Source organism: Amycolatopsis minnesotensis, assembly GCF_039529815.1.
GTDB lineage: Bacteria > Actinomycetota > Actinomycetes > Mycobacteriales > Pseudonocardiaceae > Amycolatopsis > Amycolatopsis minnesotensis.
This window is the reverse complement of the sequence record NZ_BAAANN010000006.1, coordinates 119,860-138,822: the sequence shown is the minus strand read 5'-3', so window position 1 is coordinate 138,822 and position 18,963 is coordinate 119,860. Positions and strand designations below refer to the sequence as shown.

At 69.4% G+C, this 18,963-nt stretch carries 17 protein-coding genes; 10 read left to right on the top strand and 7 right to left on the bottom strand.

Going from position 1 to position 18,963, the window contains the following annotated elements; genetic code table 11:
* Positions 1–35: 35 nt before the first annotated feature.
* The 5 genes from ABD256_RS09620 to ABD256_RS09600 form a co-directional block, all read right to left on the bottom strand.
* Entirely contained in the window at positions 36–254 is a 219-nt protein-coding gene (locus ABD256_RS09620) for a DUF397 domain-containing protein (RefSeq protein WP_344415822.1), read from the bottom strand.
* Positions 226–1,125, bottom strand: coding sequence for a helix-turn-helix domain-containing protein (locus tag ABD256_RS09615; RefSeq protein WP_344415820.1), 900 nt, complete (start codon positions 1,123–1,125; stop codon positions 226–228). The genes ABD256_RS09620 and ABD256_RS09615 overlap by 29 nt, the downstream gene beginning before the upstream one ends.
* A 9-nt stretch (positions 1,126–1,134) precedes the next feature.
* Positions 1,135–2,211 carry an HNH endonuclease signature motif containing protein gene (locus tag ABD256_RS09610; protein WP_425546415.1) on the bottom strand — a complete coding sequence of 359 codons (1,077 nt, stop codon included), beginning with the start codon at positions 2,209–2,211 and terminating at the stop codon, positions 1,135–1,137.
* A gap of 484 nt (positions 2,212–2,695) precedes the next feature.
* A complete protein-coding gene (locus tag ABD256_RS09605; protein ID WP_344415816.1) occupies positions 2,696–4,192 on the bottom strand; it encodes a CoA-acylating methylmalonate-semialdehyde dehydrogenase in 1,497 nt (498 codons plus the stop codon).
* The gene (locus ABD256_RS09600; protein ID WP_344416188.1) at positions 4,189–5,487 is read right to left on the bottom strand and encodes an aspartate aminotransferase family protein; all 1,299 of its coding nucleotides are present in this window, start codon (positions 5,485–5,487) and stop codon (positions 4,189–4,191) included. The genes ABD256_RS09605 and ABD256_RS09600 overlap by 4 nt, the downstream gene beginning before the upstream one ends.
* A 155-nt stretch (positions 5,488–5,642) precedes the next feature.
* On the opposite strand from ABD256_RS09600, the gene ABD256_RS09595 reads away from it, so the two are divergent.
* From ABD256_RS09595 to ABD256_RS09560, 8 genes are all read left to right on the top strand, one after another.
* Positions 5,643–7,256 carry a PucR family transcriptional regulator gene (locus ABD256_RS09595; RefSeq protein WP_344415814.1) on the top strand — a complete coding sequence of 538 codons (1,614 nt, stop codon included), beginning with the start codon at positions 5,643–5,645 and terminating at the stop codon, positions 7,254–7,256.
* A gap of 58 nt (positions 7,257–7,314) precedes the next feature.
* On the top strand, positions 7,315–7,686 hold the full coding sequence (locus ABD256_RS09590) for an SSI family serine proteinase inhibitor (protein WP_344415812.1): 372 nt from the start codon (positions 7,315–7,317) through the stop codon (positions 7,684–7,686).
* A gap of 205 nt (positions 7,687–7,891) precedes the next feature.
* A complete protein-coding gene (locus tag ABD256_RS09585) occupies positions 7,892–9,463 on the top strand; it encodes an NCS1 family nucleobase:cation symporter-1 (RefSeq protein WP_344415810.1) in 1,572 nt (523 codons plus the stop codon).
* Complete coding sequence (locus tag ABD256_RS09580) at positions 9,414–10,256, top strand: nitrilase-related carbon-nitrogen hydrolase (RefSeq protein ID WP_344415807.1); 843 nt, start codon at positions 9,414–9,416, stop codon at positions 10,254–10,256. Before ABD256_RS09585 ends, ABD256_RS09580 begins: the two co-directional genes overlap by 50 nt.
* Positions 10,256–11,641: a dihydropyrimidinase gene (hydA, locus tag ABD256_RS09575; protein ID WP_344415805.1), complete on the top strand. Its 1,386-nt coding sequence runs from the start codon at positions 10,256–10,258 to the stop codon at positions 11,639–11,641. Before ABD256_RS09580 ends, hydA begins: the two co-directional genes overlap by 1 nt.
* A gap of 9 nt (positions 11,642–11,650) precedes the next feature.
* The gene (locus ABD256_RS09570; protein WP_344415803.1) at positions 11,651–12,649 is read left to right on the top strand and encodes a TIGR03842 family LLM class F420-dependent oxidoreductase; all 999 of its coding nucleotides are present in this window, start codon (positions 11,651–11,653) and stop codon (positions 12,647–12,649) included.
* A 47-nt stretch (positions 12,650–12,696) separates the two neighbouring features.
* Entirely contained in the window at positions 12,697–13,722 is a 1,026-nt protein-coding gene (locus ABD256_RS09565) for a methyltransferase (RefSeq protein WP_344415801.1), read from the top strand.
* Between the two features lie 209 nt (positions 13,723–13,931).
* Positions 13,932–15,476: an alpha/beta hydrolase gene (locus ABD256_RS09560; protein WP_344415799.1), complete on the top strand. Its 1,545-nt coding sequence runs from the start codon at positions 13,932–13,934 to the stop codon at positions 15,474–15,476.
* Between the two features lie 15 nt (positions 15,477–15,491).
* Here the strand turns inward: ABD256_RS09560 and ABD256_RS09555 are convergent, their stop codons facing one another.
* Entirely contained in the window at positions 15,492–16,256 is a 765-nt protein-coding gene (locus ABD256_RS09555) for a TetR/AcrR family transcriptional regulator (protein ID WP_425546413.1), read from the bottom strand.
* 106 nt (positions 16,257–16,362) lie between these two features.
* Between ABD256_RS09555 and ABD256_RS09550 the strand changes: the two genes are divergently transcribed.
* The gene (locus ABD256_RS09550; RefSeq protein WP_344415795.1) at positions 16,363–17,070 is read left to right on the top strand and encodes a GNAT family N-acetyltransferase; all 708 of its coding nucleotides are present in this window, start codon (positions 16,363–16,365) and stop codon (positions 17,068–17,070) included.
* Between the two features lie 300 nt (positions 17,071–17,370).
* On the opposite strand, the gene ABD256_RS09545 is transcribed toward ABD256_RS09550, so the two are convergent.
* Complete coding sequence (locus ABD256_RS09545; protein ID WP_344415793.1) at positions 17,371–17,973, bottom strand: TetR/AcrR family transcriptional regulator; 603 nt, start codon at positions 17,971–17,973, stop codon at positions 17,371–17,373.
* Between the two features lie 70 nt (positions 17,974–18,043).
* Here ABD256_RS09545 and ABD256_RS09540 point away from each other — a divergent pair, with 70 nt between their 5' ends.
* Complete coding sequence (locus ABD256_RS09540) at positions 18,044–18,937, top strand: NADP-dependent oxidoreductase (RefSeq protein WP_344415791.1); 894 nt, start codon at positions 18,044–18,046, stop codon at positions 18,935–18,937.
* The last annotated feature ends 26 nt before the right edge of the window (positions 18,938–18,963 follow it).

Genomic DNA, 18,963 nt, shown 5'->3' with positions numbered 1-18,963 from the left:
CCGTGCCGCCCGCCGCGAGGGGCGAGTTCGCGGCGTTAGATTCCCCGAAGGTGGCCTTCGGGGCATGCGGAGGGTCGCTCCGGCGCCTTGAGAAGGGCTCGCCAGGAGGCGGCCGAGATTGAGAGAATCCCGGCTTCAGGCGCCTTGGAGTCGCGCACGGCGGCGGTGCCCTTCCTCAGCGCGACCTCCACGCACTCGCCACCGACTCCGTTGCTGTAGCTGCTCTTACGCCAGATCAGATCGCGGGTGCTCATCACGGGGATCCTTCACTCGGTCGTACTCGCTTGCCAGGGTGGCAAGCCACCTCCTGGATTGTGCTCCATCCAGGGCGAGTTCCCCGAGTTTGCCGACAGTCTGCCGGTACTTGTCCAGGTCTTCCTTGTCTTCCAGAAACAGGCTCGTGGTGTGGCTTTCCACGTAGACCATGGGGCGATGCTCCGCGTATCGCATGAACCAGAACGGTCCACCGAAGACGCCTCCCGGGCTCGCCACCCTGCGGATCACGCGGATTTCGCATCGGGCGTATGAGCTGACCAGGAGGAGATGCATGACCTGCTCGTGCATGACCGGAAAGTTGCCCACCATGTTCCGCAAGGCATGTTCGTGCAGGTAGAAGGTGAAGTAGGGCGATTCCCCGCCGCGAAGCAGCCGCTGCCTGCTCAATCGTGCCTTCACGGAGGCTTCGATGTCCCACGGTGCCAGCGCTCCGGCCGCGCGGAAGACCTGGCGTGCGTAGTCCTCGGTTTGCAGGATCCCCGGTACGAGCATCGGCTCGAAGACCAGGATCGAGCTGGCGAGCGCTTCCTGCGCGCTCAGGGAGCGCAACTGATCTGGCATCTGCTCGCGGTGCGGGCGCAGGCGGTAACCGTCGTCGGTTTCCCTGACCAGGTCGAGGATGCGCAGAATTTCCTTCCTGCCAACGCCACACGCGGTCAGGTACATGGTCACATCCAGTTCGGACGCACCCCGCCCGCCGGTTTCCAGCCGGGAGATCTTGGTCTGCGAGCAGTCCATGGCCTTCGCGAGACCGGCTGCGGAGATTTTCGCAGCCACTCGCGCACCCCTCAGTTCCTCGCCGATCTCCCGCGCCCGCGCGGAGGAATCGCGCTCCGCATTTCCCATCATGAAGCCAAACTAGGCCGCTGCCGGACCGCCACGAGATACCGACGCAGGTCGTTCACCGCAACGGATGGCAGCGTGCCAACCCGGCAAAGCTATGTCCGGTGGGGATTCTTCGGTGTAGGTGCGGCCGCTGGGCGTGGTGACGACGAGGCGGCCGTTGTCGTCGGTGGTGAACGTCCAGCCTGGTTCGTTCCGCAGTAGGTGGTGATGGCGGCACAGCGGGCGCAGGTTGACTTTGTCGGTGCCTCCGCCTTCGCTCCAGGCGGTCGGGTGGTCGAGATCGGTGAACTGCGCGGGCCGGTTGCAGCCCGGCATGCAACAGGTGCGGTGCCGGAGGTGGGCGTGCCGCCGCACTGCCCTCGGCGCCCGGTATGTGCGCCGTCCTTCATCGCACGGCAATCCGGTCATCGGGTCGGTCACGATCCGCCGCCACGTGGAGTCGGTCTTGAACGCGATCTCGCGGGCCATGGCAGCCGGGATGTCCCCGTAGCCGCCGAGTTCCGCCGGGTCGTCCCGCAGGCCCAGCAACGTGTTGATGTCGACGTAGACGAAGATCTCCGCCCGCGCCTTGCCGTCCCCGGAACCGCCAAGACAGCGCGCGACGAAGCAGTCCACTCGCAACTGATCCATGGTGCGCGGATCACCTTTGAGCTTCAACGCCAGCGCATCGCGATCGCAGGCGGCGTAGATCGCTTGCGCCTGCTCGGCGGGCAGGTCGGCGAACAAAGTGGACGAACCGTGATCCCCGTGCCGAAGCTCCAGCCTCCGCGCGTCGATGCGTTGCTGGCGCCGATCCTCGTACCCGTCGGGGTCGATCCGCATGATGATGGAGTTCACGATCCGGCGCAGCGCCGAGGCGTTGCGGACATCGAACCGCCCTACCAGCAACGAATCCACCCGGCGCGCCAGCGCTTCGGGCGAACACGCGGTCGCATCGAACACCCGCGACGCCGCGTACTCGTCGATGAGACCGGACTCCAAGGCTTCCAGCGTGTGCGGCAGGTACGAGGTCAACGCGACCGCGAGCGCCGTCCGTTTCTCCGCCGCTACCTCAGAAAGCTTGCACACCAAAGCAACCTCGGACACCACCGATCTTCGAGAACCCAGCGAGGCGAGATGCGCTATCCCGCGCAACTCCCACGCACTCTCCCGGCATCGACAAACCCGCCGCTCCGCGATGAAGGCGGAAGCGAACGAAAACCCTTGGTACTCCCCAGTTTTAGGCACAACACAACGTTACCCGCACGCAAGCGCACGTTGCATCACTCACAAGTGTGAACCACGAATGCACCTTGATGGTGACCACTTGTCCAAACGCACCACGGCGACGCAACCGCGCCACCCGCACCAAACGACGCCAGCACAACGCGACCACCACGAAAACCGAAGCGTCCCAACCACAACCACCACCACAACCACAATCGCAGCCCTGCGAACGAAAGCCGACCACGATGCCCGGTCCGTCGGGAACCGCCGCTGGTGACCAGCGACGGTTCCCGCACCGAGGAGCGGCGGTTCCCCACGGCGCGCCGAAGGCGTGCCGTGGGGAACCGCCGTGCCAACCCGAAACGGATCAGTCGTTGCGCGGGAACCCCAAGTTCACCCCGCCATGCGACGGATCCAGCCACCGCGACGTGACCACCTTCGTCCGCGTGAAGAAGTGGAACCCCTCCGGCCCATAAGCATGGGTGTCCCCGAACAACGAGTCCTTCCACCCGCCGAACGAGTAGTACCCCACCGGCACCGGAATCGGCACGTTCACCCCGACCATGCCCACCTCGACCTCGTGCTGGAACCGCCGCGCGGCGCCACCGTCCCCGGTGTAGATCGCCGTCCCGTTCCCGTACGGGTTCCGGTTCACCAGCGCCAGCGCTTCTTCGTAGCCCGGCACGCGCGCCACCGACAGCACCGGCCCGAAGATCTCGTCGGTGTAGATGGACATCTCCGGCCGGACGTGGTCGAACAGCGTCGGTCCCAGCCAGAATCCTTCGGCAGCGCCATCGACCGCGATACCCCGCCCATCGACGACCAGCGAAGCACCCGAGGAAAGACCGGCGTCCACATAGGACGTAACGCGCTGGTGGTGCGCCGCGGTGACCAACGGCCCCATTTCCGACGACGGACGAGATCCGTCACCAACCCGCAACCGCGATATCCGGTCGGCGATCTTCGCCACCAGCTCGTCCCCGATCGGATCGACCGCGACGACCACCGAGACGGCCATGCACCGCTCCCCCGCCGACCCGAACCCGGCGGAGACCGCGGCGTCCGCGGCGAGATCGAGATCGGCGTCCGGCAGCACCACCATGTGGTTCTTCGCGCCGCCGAGCGCCTGCACGCGTTTCCCGTTCGCGGTACCGGTTCGGTAGACGTAACGCGCGATCGGCGTCGACCCGACGAACGAGATCGCCTTCACATCGGGGTGTTCGAGCAAGCCGTCAACGGCGACCTTGTCCCCGTGCAGCACGTTCAGCACGCCCGACGGGAGCCCGGCCTCGGCGAACAGGTCGGCGATGAAGTTCGCCGCGGACGGGTCCTTCTCGCTCGGCTTCAGCACCACCGTGTTCCCGCACGCGATCGCGTTCGGCACGAACCACAGCGGCACCATCGCGGGGAAGTTGAACGGCGAAATCACGCCGACCACGCCCAGCGGCTGGAGCATCGAATACACGTCGATCCCGGTCGACGCGCTCTCGCTGTAGCCCCCCTTCAGCATCTGCGCCGCGCCGCAGGCGTACTCGACGTTCTCGATCGCGCGCGCGATCTCCCCCGCCGCGTCGGATTCGACCTTCCCGTGCTCCGAGGTGATGATCTTCGCCAGCTCGCCCTTGCGTGCCGAAAGCAGTTCGCGGAAGGCGAAGAGCACGCGTGTGCGCGCAGCCAGAGAAGCGTTGCGCCAAGCGGGAAGCGCGCGAGACGCCGCCGAAACCGCCTCGGCGACCTCGGAGATCGAAGCGAAGTCCACTGAGGACTGGACGGAGCCGGTCGCGGGGTCGAACACCTCGCCGGACCGTTCGGGCACACCCGCCCACGCCTTGCCGTCGATCCGGTGACTGATGCGGTTGGTCACTTGGCCCCTGCCTCCTGGGTGTGCGCGATCGCTTCGCCGAGGATGCCGAGCGCCTCGTCGGCCTCGGCATCGGTCAGCGTCATCGGCGGCGCGAGCCGGATGACGTTGTTGTGCAGGCCGCCCTTGCCGACGAGCAGGCCCAGTTCCTTCGTCTTCTCCAGCACCGATCCTGCCGCGGCAGGGCTCGGTTCGCCGTCCGGCCCGACGAATTCGAGCCCGATCATCAGGCCCTTGCCCCGTACGTCGCCGAGCACGCCGTACCGAGTGGACAGCTCGCGCAGACCGGTCAGCAGCCGGTCGCCGAGCTTGGCGGCATTGCCCTGAAGATCGTGCGCGAGCAAGTAGTCCAAGGTCGCCTTCGCGCCCGCGGTGGAGATCGGGTTCCCGCCGAAGGTGGAGATCGAGTTGGCGCCGAGGCAGTCCATGATGTCGCCGCGCGCGATCACGCCGCCGATCGCGAGCCCGTTGCCGAGCCCCTTCGCGAACGTCATGATGTCCGGGGTGACGCCGTGCGCCTGAATGCCCCAGAAGTGCTCGCCCGTCCGGCCCCACCCGGTCTGCACCTCGTCGGAGATCAGCAGGATGCCGTGCTCGTCGAGGACCTCCTTGAACGCCCCGAGCATGCCGTCCGGCGGTACCGAGAACCCGCCGACGCCCTGGATCGGCTCCGCGATGAGCGCGGCGACGTCACCGGAGGTCGACGTCTGCAGCACATCGCGCAGGTCCTCGACGCACGCCGCGGTGTAGTCGGCGTCCGAGAACTTCGAGAACGGCCCTCGGTACCGGTACCCGCCGTGCACGTAGCTCACCTTCACCGGCGAAAGCGAACTGGCCGACCAGCCCCGGTTCCCGGTGATGCCGATCGTCGCGAACGCCCTGCCGTGGTAGGAGTTCCGCAGCGCGAGCACCTGGTCGCTGCGCCGGTACTGGGTGGCGAGCATGAGCGCGGTCTCGTTGGCTTCGGTGCCGGAGTTGGTGAAGAACACCTTCGCGTCCGGGATGCCGGACAGCTCCGCGATCTGCTCGGCCAGTTCCACCTGCTTGCGGATCAGGTACAGCGTCGAGGTGTGCAGGACGCCCGTGTCGAGCTGCGCGCGCACCGCGTCCGAAATCTCTTCGACGTCGTAGCCGATCGCGTTCGTCAGGATGCCCGCGAAGAAGTCGAGATAGGTCGCCCCGGTCGAGTCGGTGACGTGGCGCCCCTTCGCGCGCACGATCTCGATGGGCTCCGAGTAGTAGAGGGCCAGCCAGTTCGGCAGCACCGCGCGATGCCTGCCGAGAAGGTCCTCCTCCAGAAGCTCACTGCCGCTCAATTGAACCTCCCGCGTCACGTGCCAGTGCCTCCGAGTCTCACGGTGCGCGCCACGCGGGGACCACCCGCAACGTGTACGGACTCTCGCGCGCGGCCGTACAGTCTGTGGACCCGCCCCGAGCACGCTGGAGCCGCCGGATGTACCCGACCGTCGCGGAGGTGCTGGCACTGCCGGTGCTGCGCCACGGCCGCCCGCACGTGGTCGCGGGTTCGCGCGGGCTCGGCGCCAGGGTGCGCTGGGTGCACGTCGCCGAGGTGACCGGGATCGCGCACCTGCTCCGCGGCGGCGAACTCGTCCTCACCACCGGGATCGCGCTGCCCGACGACGCGAAGCAGCTCGCCGCGTACATGGGCGAGCTGGCCGACGCGGGTATCGCGGGCCTGGTGGTCGAGCTGGTCCGGCACTGGAGCGACGAGCTGCCGTCCGCGCTGGTGGGAGCGGCCGAAGAGCGCGGGATCCCGCTCGTGACGCTGTCCAGGGAGACCCGCTACGTGACGGTCACCGAATCGGTGAACGGGCTGATCGTCGACGCGCAGGTCGCCGAGCTCCGCGCCGCGGAGCAGGTGCACAAGGTGTTCACCGACCTGACCGTCTCCGGTGCCGAGCCGGCGGAGGTGCTGCGCGAGGTCGCCCGCGTCACCGGGCAGCCGGTGGTGCTGGAGACCCTTTCGCACGAGGTGCTCGCCTACGACGCCGCGGGCACCGATCCCGGTGACCTGCTGGACGGCTGGCCCGCCCGCTCGCGCGCGACCGAGATCGGCGAGCGCACCGGGTACCACGTCGAAGCGGGCTGGCTGCTCACCATCGTCGGCGCGCGCGGGCACGACTGGGCCAGGCTCGTGGTGGTGTGCGCGGAGCCGCCGCCGCACCGGCACGTCGTGGTCGCCGAGCGCGCCGCGTCCGCGCTCGCCGTGCACCGGCTCGTCGCGAAGGACGGTGACAGCCTCGAACGCAACGCACACCGCGCGCTGCTGAGCGAACTGCTCGCCGCGCCCGTGCCGTCGGCGGAACTGGTCGCCCGCTCGTCCGCGCTCGACGTGCCGCTCGCCGGGCGGTTGCTGGTCGGCGTCGCGATCCGGCCGCGGCTCACCGGGTCCGCCGCCCCCGCGCTGTCGATCCAGCCCTTGACGCGCGAACTCGCCGAAGCCGCGGCGCTCGCGGCACGGCGGGCTCGCGTGCGAACGCTGGTGTCCACCGGCGACGACGGTGGCGTCCGCATGCTGATTTCCCTTTCCCCGCAAGCGAAACCCGACGCGGTGCTGGACAGGCTGGCGACCGAGATCCACCAGGCGCGCGGTTCGGCGGTGATCGCCGCGGGCACGGTCGTGGCCGGGCCCGCCGGGGCCGGGCGCACGCTCGCCGAAGCGGCGCAGGTCGCGGCGGCGGCGTTGCACGGGCCAGACCGGCCGGTCCACCGGCTCGACGACGTCCGCCTGCGCGGCCTGCTGCACCTGCTCGCCGGTGACGAGCGGCTGACGGCGTTCGCGGCCCGCGAGCTGGGACCGCTGCTGGCCAGGGATTCGGCGTCGGGCAGCAGGCTCGTCGCCGCGCTGCGGCACTACTGCGAGCACGGCGGCAACAAGTCCGCGGCGGCCGCGGCGGCGCACACCTCGCGGACGGCCTACTACCAGCAGCTCGCGCGGATCGAGCAGGTGCTCGGGGTGCCGCTCGAAGAGCCGGAATCGCTGCTTTCGCTGTACGTCGCACTGCTCGCACACGACATCACCCGGCCAGGCCACCCGACCGGGTGAGGAAAGATCACCGGGCCGGGGAACACAGTCACCACGTCGACCTGTCGATACAGCCGATATGCCTTTCTTATTGGAACCGATCGTCGCGGGCGCGCTCACCCTCGCCTCCCTCGGCAGCCCGGCCGCGACCGCGCCCACCTCGCTGCAGCTGAACGCGCACGACACCACCGGCCGCGTCGCCGCCGTCTCACTCGCGTGCGACCCGGCGCGGGGCACCCACCCGAAGAGCGACAGCGCGTGCGCCGTGCTCGACTCGGTCAACGGCGACTTCGCCCGCCTGCCCCTGCACGACCAGGCGTGCACGCTCGTCTACGCACCCGTCGAGGTCACCGCCACCGGCGTGTACCGGGGCCAGCGCGTCGACTTCCGCACCACCTACCCGAACCGCTGCGCGGCCGACGCGGGCTCCAGCGGCGTCTTCGGCTTCTGATCGCGGCCTTCTGACCACGGGTGGGGCCTCACCGCCGCCGGGGCCCCACCCCTTCTTCTTGGTTTTCGGCGCATTACCACCGAGTAACGGGTGTCCGCGAAGCACCGCGGATCGATCAGCGCAATCGACAGTGTGCGCTGGGACACAGCCAAGACCGAACACTCTGCCAGTCCCGGTGCCGACGCCGCTGGCGCAGGATTCCGCAATGGAGCCGAGCCAGCGCGACAACGGCGAGCACACCGTGGTCCACCCGGACGGCAGGGTCGACCTCGGCGCCGCGACGAGCATCGCGGGCAGCCGGTACTTCAACACCGAACTGGCGCCGGTGCCGGTGTCCAAACGCACCTGGAGCACCTACAACTACTTCGCGCTGTGGATGGGGATGGCGCACAACATCCCCAGCTACGCGCTCGCGGCGTCGCTCATCGCACTCGGCATGAACTGGGTGCAGGCGCTGATCACGATCACCATCGGCAACATCGTGGTGCTGGCGCCGATGCTGCTCAACAGCCACGCCGGGACGAAGTACGGCATCCCGTTCCCGGTGTTCGCCCGCGCGTTCTACGGCATCCGCGGCGCGAACCTGGCCGCACTGCTGCGCGCGTTCATCGCGTGCGGCTGGTTCGGCATCCAGACCTGGGTCGGCGGCGAGGCCGTCTACATCATCGTCGGACGGCTCGCCGGGCCCGGCTGGCGCGATTCCGCGGTCGTCGCCGGGCAGCACTGGACGCTGTGGCTGTCCTTCGCGGTGTTCTGGGCGGTCCAGATGCTGATCATCTGGCGCGGCATGGAAGCCGTCCGGAAGTTCGAGAACTGGACCGCGCCGCTGGTGTCGGTCGGGTTCCTGATCCTGCTCGGCTACGTGCTGGTCAAGGCGGGCGGGCTCGGGCCGATCCTGTCCGAGCCGGGCAAGCTCGGCTGGGGCGCCGACTTCTGGAAGGTGTTCGCGCCGTCGCTGATGGCGATGATCGCGTTCTGGTCGACGCTGTCGCTGAACATGCCGGACTTCACCCGGTTCGGCGGCAGCCAGCGCAAACAGGTGCGCGGGCAGATATTCGGGCTGCCGACCACGATGACGTTCATCGCGGTCGTGGCCATCCTGACCACGTCGGGCGGAAGCGTGCTCTACGGCGAGCAGATCTGGGACCCGGCCAAGCTCGCCGACCGGTTCGACTCCCCGATCGTGGTCGTCATCGCGCTGATCGCGCTGGTGCTCGCGACCATCTCGGCGAACCTGGCCGCGAACGTGGTCAGCCCGTCCTACGACTTCTCCAACGCCTTCCCGAAGAAGATCACCTTCGCCCTCGGCGGGCTGATCACCGGCGTGATCGGCATCCTCATCCAGCCGTGGCGGCTGTACTCCGATCCGAGCATCTACATCTTCGCCTGGCTCGGGTTCTACGGCGGGGTGCTCGGCGCGGTCGCCGGGGTACTGGTCGGCGGCTACTGGGTGGTCAACAAGACGAAGCTGAACCTGAAGGACCTCTACACCGAGCGGGGCGCGTACTGGTTCACCGGCGGCTGGAACTGGCGCGCGGTCGTCGCGACCGTCGCCGGCGGCGTCCTCGCCGTCGGCGGCGCCTACGGCGGGCCGTTCCCCGCCGGCGGGCTGATCCCGTTCCTCAAACCGCTCTACGACTACAACTGGGTGGTCGGCCTCGTCGGCGCGTTCGTCGTCTACGTGTCGCTGTCCCTATCGAACTCCCCCAACACGAAGGAGGAACCAAGTGAGCGACCTGGTCCGAGCCGGATTGATCCAGCAGCGGTGGACGGGTGACAAGGAGTCCATGATCGCGGGCGCGGTCGAGGCGATCGGCAGGGCCGCGTCCCAGGGCGCCCAGGTCGTGTGCCTCCAGGAACTGTTCTACGGCCCGTACTTCTGCCAGGTGCAGGACACCGACTACTACTCCTACACCGAACCCATCCCGGACGGCCCGACGACCAAGCTCATGCAGGAGGTCGCCGAGCGGCACGGCGTGGTGCTCGTGGTGCCGATGTACGAGGTCGAACAGCCCGGCGTGTACTACAACACCGCGGCCGTGATCGACGCCGACGGCACCTACCTCGGCAAGCACCGCAAGAACCACATCCCGCAGGTCAAGGGGTTCTGGGAGAAGTTCTACTTCCGGCCAGGCAACATGGGCTACCCCGTGTTCGACACCGCGGTCGGGCGCATCGGCGTCTACATCTGCTACGAACGGCACTTCCCCGAGGGCTGGCGCGCGCTCGGGCTCGCCGGGGCGAAGATCGTGTTCAACCCGTCGGCCACCAGCCGCGGCCTCTCGGAGTACCTGTGGCGCCTGGAGCAGCCGGCCGCCGCGGTCGCGAACGAGTACTTCGTCGGCACGATCAACCGCGTCGGCGTGGAACCCTTGGGCGACAACGACTTCTACGGCCAGTCCTATTTCGCCGATCCACGGGGGCAGCTCGTCGGGGATGCGGCCTCGGACACCGACGAGGAAATCGTGGTGCGTGATCTGGACATGGGCAGGCTCGCGGAGGTCCGCGACCTGTGGGCGTTCTACCGCGACCGCCGCCCGGACAGCTACGGCCCGCTCGCGGAGGCGTGATGACGACGCTGATCAAGGGCGGCCAGGTCGTCGGCGTCGACGGCGCGAAGCTCCAGGACGTGTTCGTCGACGGTGAGAAGATCGCCGCCGTCACCTCCCCCGGCCTGCTCACCACGGCGGACGAGGTCATCGACGCCACCGGGAAGTACGTGCTGCCCGGCGGGATCGACGCGCACACGCACATGGAAATGCCCTTCGGGGGCACGCATTCTCATGACACCTTCGGCACCGGAACCACCGCGGCCGCGTGGGGCGGCACCACCACGATCATCGACTTCGCGGTGCAGGCGAAGGGCACCTCACTCTTGTCCACTTTGGACAAGTGGCACGAGAAGGCGGACGGCAACTGCGCGATCGACTACGGGTTCCACATGATCGTGAGCGATGTCAACGACGCCTCGCTCAAGGAGATGGAAGCCTGCGTCACCGCCGGTGTCGGCAGCTTCAAGATGTTCATGGCCTATCCCGGCGTGTTCTACTCGACCGACGGCGAGATCCTGCGCGCGATGGCCAAGGCGCGCGAAATCGGCGCCACGATCATGATGCACGCCGAGAACGGGATCGCGATCGACCAGCTCGCCGCGCGGGCCTTCGAGGAAGGGCACACCGCGCCGGTGCAGCACGGGCTGACGCGACCACCGGAACTGGAAGGTGAGGCGACGTCGCGGGCGATCACGCTGGCGAAGGTCACCGGCGCGCCGCTCTACATCGTGCACCTGTCCGCGTCGCAGGCGCTCGCCGCGGTCGCCGAAGCGCGCGACGGCGGGCAGAACGTGTTCGCGGAGACCTGCCCGCAGTACCTCTACCTGTCCATCGAGGACCTGGCGAAGCCCGACTTCGAGGGCGCGAAGTACGTCGCCTCTCCCCCGCTGCGCGACAAGTCGCACCAGCCCGACCTCTGGCGCGGGCTGCGGACGAACGACCTGTCCGTGGTGTCGACGGACCACTGCCCGTTCTGCTTCAAGGACCAGAAGGAGCTGGGGCGCGGTGACTTCCGCGCCATCCCGAACGGGATCCCCGGTGTCGAGCACCGGATGGACCTGCTGCACCAGGGCGTGGTGGCGGGTGAGATCTCGCTCGGCCGCTGGGTGGAAACCTGCTCGACGACGCCGGCGAAGATGTTCGGGCTGTACCCGCGCAAGGGCGTCATCGCCGCCGGGTCCGACGCGGACATCGTGCTCTACGACCCCGTCGCGAAGCAGACGCTTTCGGCCGAGACCCACCACATGAACGTGGATTACTCGGCGTACGAAGGGTTCGAGCTCACCGGCAAGGTCCACACCGTCCTTTCGCGCGGCGAGGTGGTCGTGTCGCCGTCGGGTTTCGGCGGCAGCACCACGCACGGCCGTTTCCTGTCGCGCGACCTCAACCAGTACCTCAGCTAAGGAGCACGCGTGGATTTCGGGATCGTGCTGCAAACCGACCCGCCCGCGAGCGAGGTCGTGCGGCTGATGAAGGCCGCCGAGGACAACGGTTTCTCCCACGGCTGGACGTTCGACTCGTGCGTGCTCTGGCAGGAGCCGTTCGTCATCTACTCGCGGATCCTCGCTGAGACCTCGGCGCTGACCGTGGGCCCGATGGTGACCAGCCCGGCCACCCGCGACTACTCGGTGATGGCGTCGACCTTCGCCACGCTCAACGACATGTACGGCAACCGGACGGTGTGCGGGATCGGGCGCGGCGACTCCGCGCACCGGGTCGTCGGCCGCGCACCGTCCACTTTGGCCACCGTGGCGGAGTGCATGCACCTGGTCAAGGAACTGGCCGAGGGGCGCGAAGTCCTGCTCAACGACACCCCCGTGCGGATTCCGTGGGTCCGCGACGGCAGGCTCGAAATGTGGATGGCGGGATACGGGCCGAAGGCGCTGAAGCTGGTCGGCGAGCAGGCCGACGGGTTCATCCTGCAGTGCGCCGATCCCGCCATCGCGCGGTGGACGATCGGCAGCGTCCGCGACGCCGCGCGCGCCGCGGGCCGCGACCCGGAAGGCATCACGATCTGCCTCGCCGCGCCGGGCTACGTCGGCGAGGACCTCGCGCACCAGCGCGAGCAGCTGCGCTGGTTCGGCGGCATGGTCGGCAACCACGTCGCCGATCTCGTCGCGCGCTACGGCGATTCGAGCTCGGTGCCGCGGGAGCTGACCGACTACATCGCGGGGCGCGAAGGGTACGACTACGCCCACCACGGCAAGGCGGGCAACCCGTCGACGGAGTTTGTACCGGACGAGATCGTGGACCGCTTCTGCCTGCTCGGATCGGCCGGCGCGCACGTCGCACGGCTGGAAGAACTGGCCGAGCTCGGCGTCGATCAGTTCGCGCTCTACCTCATGCACGACGAACGGGAGGACACGCTGGCCGCCTACGGGGCACAAGTCGTACCGAAGCTCACCGCCTGAATTAGGGTAGCCTTGCCTTCGTTTGAACACTGCGAAGGGGAGGCACAATGGCACAGCAGGACCCGGAAGCACGCGGGACCGTCACCCGGCTCGCGATGGGGTTCATGATGACCCACGCCGTCCGCGCGGCGGCGGACCTGAAACTGCTCGACGCCGTCGGGTCCGGCACCCGCGCGGCCGCGGCTGTCGCGACCGAGCTGGGCACCCCGGCCGAGACGACGACCAGGCTGCTGCGCGCGCTCACCGCGCTCGGCCTGTGCACCGAGCCGCGGCCGGGCGAGTTCTCGGCGACCGCCGCCGGGGCGCTGATGCGCAGCGACCATCCCGCGTCGATGCACGCCTTCGTCGAGACGTTCACCGACCCGGTGATGACCAGCGCGTGGCCGGAGCTGCCGTTCAGCGTGCGCACCGGGCGCACCGCCTTCGACGAGGTGCACGGCAAGCCGTTCTTCGCCTACCTGCGCGAAGAACCGGAGAAGTCGGCGCTGTTCAACGACGCCATGCGCGACGGCACGCGAGCCGTCGCCGAGACGCTGCCGAACTGCTTCGACTTCGGCCCGTACCGCACCGTGCTCGACATCGGCGGCGGCGACGGCACGCTCATCTCCCCTGTGCTACGGGAAAACCCGCACCTGCGCGGGATCGTCTTCGACTCCGGGGAGGGCGGCGCGCAGGCACCGGAACGGCTCGCGGCCGCGGGCGTCGGTGACCGGTGCGCCGTCGCGGCAGGTGACTTCTTCTCCGCCGTCCCCGCCGGCGCGGAGGTGTACCTGATCAAGAGCATCCTGCACGACTGGGACGACGACCGGTCCACGACCATCCTCGGGCACTGCCGGTCGGTCATCCCCGCCGACGGGCGCCTGCTGATCGTCGAACCGGTGCTGCCCGAGACGGCCGACCCCGCGCTCGCCCGTCTTTACCTGTCCGATCTGAACATGCTCGTCAACGTCGGCGGCCGGGAGCGCACGCGCGCCGACTTCGAGGCGTTGTGCGCACGCGCCGGATTCACCGTCACGGGTGCGAACCCGATCCCGGACACCGGCTACTGGCTGCTGGAAGCCGTTCCCCGGTAGACGGCTACGGGTCGGCGAGGGGCCGCGCACGCCCCAAGGGTCACCTTCGGGGAAACGCGTGGCGGACCTCGCCTCGACTTCCGCAGGAGCTTCCTTAGGGGACGTGGCGCACCGCCCGAGTCGGGGATGTCCCCGATAGGGCTCGCCCCACCACCGGTTCGGGGGTGCGCCACCGGGATTTCCGTGCGGCGCACCGAAATGCTGACCCGATGATTGGGAACAAGATCCGAACCGCCCTCGTGCTGGGGTCGGCCGTACTCGCCACCGCGGCGGTCGCGCCCGTCGCGGCGGCGAGCGCCAGCGGTGTCGTCTGGGAGCGGTGTCCCGGCGAATCCCCGCAGGGCTATGCCTGCGGCCACCTCGAGGTGCCACTGTCCTACCAGGACACAGGTGGCAAGAAGATCACCATCGCGCTGGCCAAGCTGCCCGCCACCGACCCCGCGCACCGGCTGGGCACCGTGTTCTACAACCCCGGCGGGCCAGGGGTTTCCGGCCGGTTCGCACCGAAGGAGCTGATGGCGAGCCTCGGTGGGAAGTTCGACCTCGTCGGCTTCGATCCGCGCGGCGTCGGCGCGAGCGGCGCCTTGCGGTGCTTCACCGATCCCGCGCAGCTCGGGACGCTGCAGGCCGCGATCGGATTCCCGATCACCGCGGCACAGGACCGCGCGCAGCTCGCCGCGGCCAAGACGGTCACCGACCTCTGCGCGGCGAACGGCGGCGAGCTGATGGGGCACCTGTCGACCGCGTCGGTGGCCCGTGACCTCGATCGGCTGCGGGCCGCGTTCGGGGAACCGAAGCTGAAGTACTACGGCAAGTCCTACGGCTCCGTCCTCGGCGAGACGTACGCGAACCTGTTCGGCGATCGGGTCGGCGCGCTCGTGCTCGACGCCGTGGACGATCCGGTGAACTGGTCGACCGGCTACCGGCCGCAGGACGCCGCGAAGCCGTTCAGCTTCCGGCTCGACGCCTTCCCCGACGCCCAACGGGCACTGGAATCGTTCCTGCGCTCCTGTGCGGCCGCGCCCCAGTGCGCCTTCCGCGAACCGGGAACCGATCTGCTCGTCAGGTACAACGGCTTGCTCGACCGGCTGCAACGGGGCCCGGTGGCCACGACGGACCCCGAAACCGGACAGCCGCTCACGGTCGGCTACCAGGACCTGGTCTCGCGCGTCCACAATGGACTTCTCGACACGGTGAAGGCGCCCGCGCTGGCGCGGTTCCTCCAGGCGGTGGCTATCGCGCCCGACACCGGCGGAAGCGCCCCGCCCACCGCTGCCCGGACAACGGCCACCGGTGCCACCATCCCGACTCCCGCCGACTCGCTGCTCGGTGGCGCGGCGACGTTGTGCTCGGACTCGCTGAACCCGCGCGATCCGCGGGTGTGGGCCGGGTTCGCCCGGCTCGCCGATCGGTCCGGCAGGGGGTTCGGTGCCTACGACACGTACAAGTCGCTGCCGTGCGCGACCTGGCCCGTCCGCGATCCCGGGCGCTACACCGGGCCGTGGAACCGCCAGACCGCCGCACCTGTCCTGCTGGTCGGCAACCGGCAGGGTGATCCGGAGACGCCCTACCCCGGCGCACAACGGACGGAGCGCGCACTGGCGAACGCGCGGCTGCTGACGCTGGACACCTACGGCCACGGCTCGGTGGGCAGGAGCGCCTGCGTCGACTCGGCGGCGCAGGACTATCTCGAACGCGGGACGCTCCCCGCGCGCGGGACCGTGTGCGCACCGGATCGCGGCCCGTTCGGCTGAGCGGTGCCGAGGGGGTCAGCTCGACGTGCCGCGCTCGCTGGGCGTCGTGCGGTGATCCGGGGTCAGGTTGTCGATGATCAGGCCGAGGGTGAAGTCGAACCGGTCGTGCCCGGAGCCCGCGGTCAGTTCGGCCGCGTGGCTCCGGGTGTGCGGGAAGCGGTCGGCAGGCAAGGCGTTGAACCGGTCGATGAGTTCCTCGCGGCTGAAGACCCAGGGATCGTCGTGGTGTTGCTGCCGCTGGTGGACGAGCGAGCGTTCCAAGGCGTACGCGCTGACGTAGAGGGTGAGCGCGTCGAGCGCCCACGCGGCGGTCTGCGGTTCGATGCCACCGGCGAGCAGGATCGCCAGGATGCCTTCGCCGACCCGCAGCGTGTCGAGGTGGGTGGGGACGATGACCAGTGCGGCGCGGGCGACGCCGGGGTATTTCAGGTACTGGTCGCGGATGCGGGCGTACACGTCGCGAAGCTGGTCCCGCCACCTGTCCGGGTCGGGTTCGGGCAGTTCGATCCCGGCGAGGAGCCTGCCGATGAGCAGGTCGTCGAGATCGTCCTTGTTGACGATGTGCGCGTAGAGCGAAGAGGGCCCGGTGCCGAGCACGGCCGCGACCCGGCGAATCGTCAGCGCGTCGTAGCCCTCGGTGGCGATGACCTGGAGCGCGGCGTCGGTGATCCGATCGGGCGTGATGGGCGTCTTCCGCGGCGCGGTCCGCGGGGAATCCGCGGGAGGCTGCGCGTGGCGGGCCGCGCGGCGCTGTCGGGGATCAGCAGGCATGGCGACCACCCTACCCGCCGGCCGAACTATGTTCGTGACTGAGAACTTAGTTCAAGGCGAAGGAGCCGCCGTACGACGACCGCCGATCACCGGCAGGTGATGCGATCATCGTGCGGTGATCACGGTTGCCGACTGCGAACGGGTGCAAGCGAACTGGTTCCGCCTGCGTGCGGAACGGCTCGGCGGGCAGGTCTGGACGGACGGGCCGCTGACCTGGGTCGACGGCCCGGACGGCCAGAACCTGCTGTTCCCCGGGGCGATTCCGCCCGCCGCGGTCGCGCGCGGTGTCGAGCACGCCGCGCGCTCCGGCGCGCCGATCGTCGGCGCGTGGCTGGGCCTCGGCGCCGACGCGTCAGCGCTCGCCGAGGCCGGGTTCGAGCGGGGGTGGTCGCCGTGGTGGATGGTCGCGCCGATCGAGACCGTCCTCGGCGTCGAGCCCGATCCGCGGATCGAACTTCAGCTCGACTCGGACGACTACGAGGACGAGTACGCCTTCTACCGCGACCACCTCGTACTCGCCAGGGACGAGCCGCCGCGGGCGTGGTACGCGGCGGCCTACGCGCCCGGCCGCGACTTCGCGGGCCGCGCGTGGTCCTTTTTGGACGGTGACATCGCCGGCGTGTTCGACATGGACGTGTGGGAACCCTTCCAGCGCCGGGGTTTCGGCACCGGGCTGCTGCGCGCCGTGTGCGCCGCGGCGGGTGCGGCGGGGGCGCGCCACGCCGTGCTCAACGCGACGCCGGAGGGCAAGCAGCTCTACCGGGCCCGTGGCTTCACGCAGATCGGCGAGGGCATCACCTGGTGGCTGCACCGGCGCCCTTGACCTGGAGCGCGCTCCAGCACGGGAGCTGCGCCATGCCGGATCCGCCGGCGACCGCCCGCATCCTGTCCACCGCGGGCGGTCGGTGAGCCGCTCCGGGCCGGTGGTCGTGCTGGCGTGGTTCGGCGGCGGGAAGTACGTCGAAACGGACAGTCGTGTCCTGATCGAGCGCAGTCCGTTCCTCGGCTGCGCAACGGGGAACGGCCGGGCTCGCGTTCTCAGCGGACGAGAGCAGGCTCTACATCGCGGACACCCGCCTGTTCACCACCGCGTCGAGTTCGCTCTACACCCTGCGCGTCAACTTCAACGGCCTTCGGTGACCGGCCCGGGAGCAGTGCGGGCGGCTTCCCAGGCCGCCTCGATCATCCGGAAGATCTCGTCCACCGCGGCCTCCGGTTCGGCCGCCTCACGGGCCAGCGAATAGGCGTCGATCGCGAACCTCGCGATCGCCCGGCAGGCCATCGCGGTCCGCGCCATGCCGGGATCGGCGGCGATCGCGGCGGCCAGCGACTCCGCGTGGCGCAGCCTCATCGTCTTCTCGTACTCCCGCAGGGCGGGCGATTCGTCGATCATGCGCCAGATCGGGGCGGCACCCTCCGCCGTGCAGTGCCGCACCAGTGCGTGGATCTCGCGGCGCAGCGCGGGGATGAGCGGCTCGTCCGGCGCCCGGCCGGTGACCGCCCGCGCGAGGCGCTGCTCGAAGTCTTCGTCCTGCTCGAACACCAGTGCCTCTTTCGAGGCGAAGTGGGAGAAGACCGTGGTGACGGCGACGTCGGCTGCCGCGGCCACGTCACGGATGCCGACCGCGTCGTACCCGTGTTCGAGGAAGAGCCGCAGTGCGGTGTCCGCGATGTTCTGGCGGGTGGCGGCTTTCTTGCGCGCACGGCGCCCGGTCGGCACGGTCATCCGGTGATGCTATCAGCCACAAAACAATGACCGTTGTTAAACACTAACCGTTAGTGCTACGTTCGACGGCATGAAGAAGGTGAGCTTCGCCGAGTTCGGCGGCCCGGACGTCCTGCAGCTCGTAGACGCCGAGGAGCCCCACGCGGGCGCTGGTCAGGTGCGCATCGCCGTGCGGGCGGCGGGGGTGAACCCCGTCGACTGGAGGGTCCGCGAGGGCCAGGTGCTGGGCGCCCATCCGATCGAGCTGCCCGCCGGAGTCGGGCTCGACGCCGCCGGGGTCGTGGACGAGGTCGGCGAAGGCGTCGAAGGGATCGAGGTCGGTGACCACGTGTTCGGCGAAGGCTCGAGCACCTATGCCGAGTTCGCGGTGCTGTCGGCCTGGGCACGGATGCCCGAAGGCCTGGCGTTCGAAGAGGCGGCCGGGTACCCCTCCGTGGTGGAAACCGCGTTGCGCCTCATCCGCGAGGTCGGCGTGCGACCGGGACAGACGCTGCTGGTCAGCGGCGCGTCCGGGGGTGTCGGATCGGCGGTGCTGCAGATCGCCCGCGAGCGCGGCATCGCGGTGATCGGCACGGCGGGGGCCGCGAACCAGGACTACCTGCGCGGTCTTGGCGCCCTCGCCACCAGGTACGGCGAGGGCTGGGTCGAGCGGGTGCGGCAGCTCGGCCAGGTCGACGCGGCGCTCGACCTGGCAGGCTCGGGCGTGCTCCGCGAACTCGTCGAGCTGACCGGGGATCCGCGGAAGGTGGTCTCCATCGCCGATCTCGGTGCGCCCGAGCACGGTGTCCGGTTCTCCGGCGTGGCCGGGAGCGTGCCGGACGCGCTCGCCGAAGCCGCCGCCCTCATCTCACGGGGGAAGCTCCACATCCCGGTCGAGAAGTCGTACTCGCTCGCCGAGGCCGCGGCGGCGCACATCGACAGCCACGCCGGTCACACGCGCGGGCGCCGGGTCATGGTCATCTGAGCCGTTCCCGGCGAACCGGCAGCCCG

Bases quoted from the DNA above. Each gene is read 5' to 3' on its own strand.
- ABD256_RS09565 (WP_344415801.1), top strand. From the start codon at position 12,697: ATGGCACAGCAGGACCCGGAAGCACGCGGGACCGTCACCCGGCTCGCG.
- ABD256_RS09620 (WP_344415822.1), bottom strand. From the start codon at position 254: ATGAGCACCCGCGATCTGATCTGGCGTAAGAGCAGCTACAGCAACGGA.
- ABD256_RS09595 (WP_344415814.1), top strand. From the start codon at position 5,643: ATGTACCCGACCGTCGCGGAGGTGCTGGCACTGCCGGTGCTGCGCCAC.
- ABD256_RS09590 (WP_344415812.1), top strand. From the start codon at position 7,315: ATGCCTTTCTTATTGGAACCGATCGTCGCGGGCGCGCTCACCCTCGCC.
- ABD256_RS09560 (WP_344415799.1), top strand. From the start codon at position 13,932: ATGATTGGGAACAAGATCCGAACCGCCCTCGTGCTGGGGTCGGCCGTA.
- ABD256_RS09545 (WP_344415793.1), bottom strand. From the start codon at position 17,973: ATGACCGTGCCGACCGGGCGCCGTGCGCGCAAGAAAGCCGCCACCCGC.
- ABD256_RS09540 (WP_344415791.1), top strand. From the start codon at position 18,044: ATGAAGAAGGTGAGCTTCGCCGAGTTCGGCGGCCCGGACGTCCTGCAG.
- ABD256_RS09585 (WP_344415810.1), top strand. From the start codon at position 7,892: ATGGAGCCGAGCCAGCGCGACAACGGCGAGCACACCGTGGTCCACCCG.
- hydA (WP_344415805.1), top strand. From the start codon at position 10,256: ATGACGACGCTGATCAAGGGCGGCCAGGTCGTCGGCGTCGACGGCGCG.
- ABD256_RS09615 (WP_344415820.1), bottom strand. From the start codon at position 1,125: ATGATGGGAAATGCGGAGCGCGATTCCTCCGCGCGGGCGCGGGAGATC.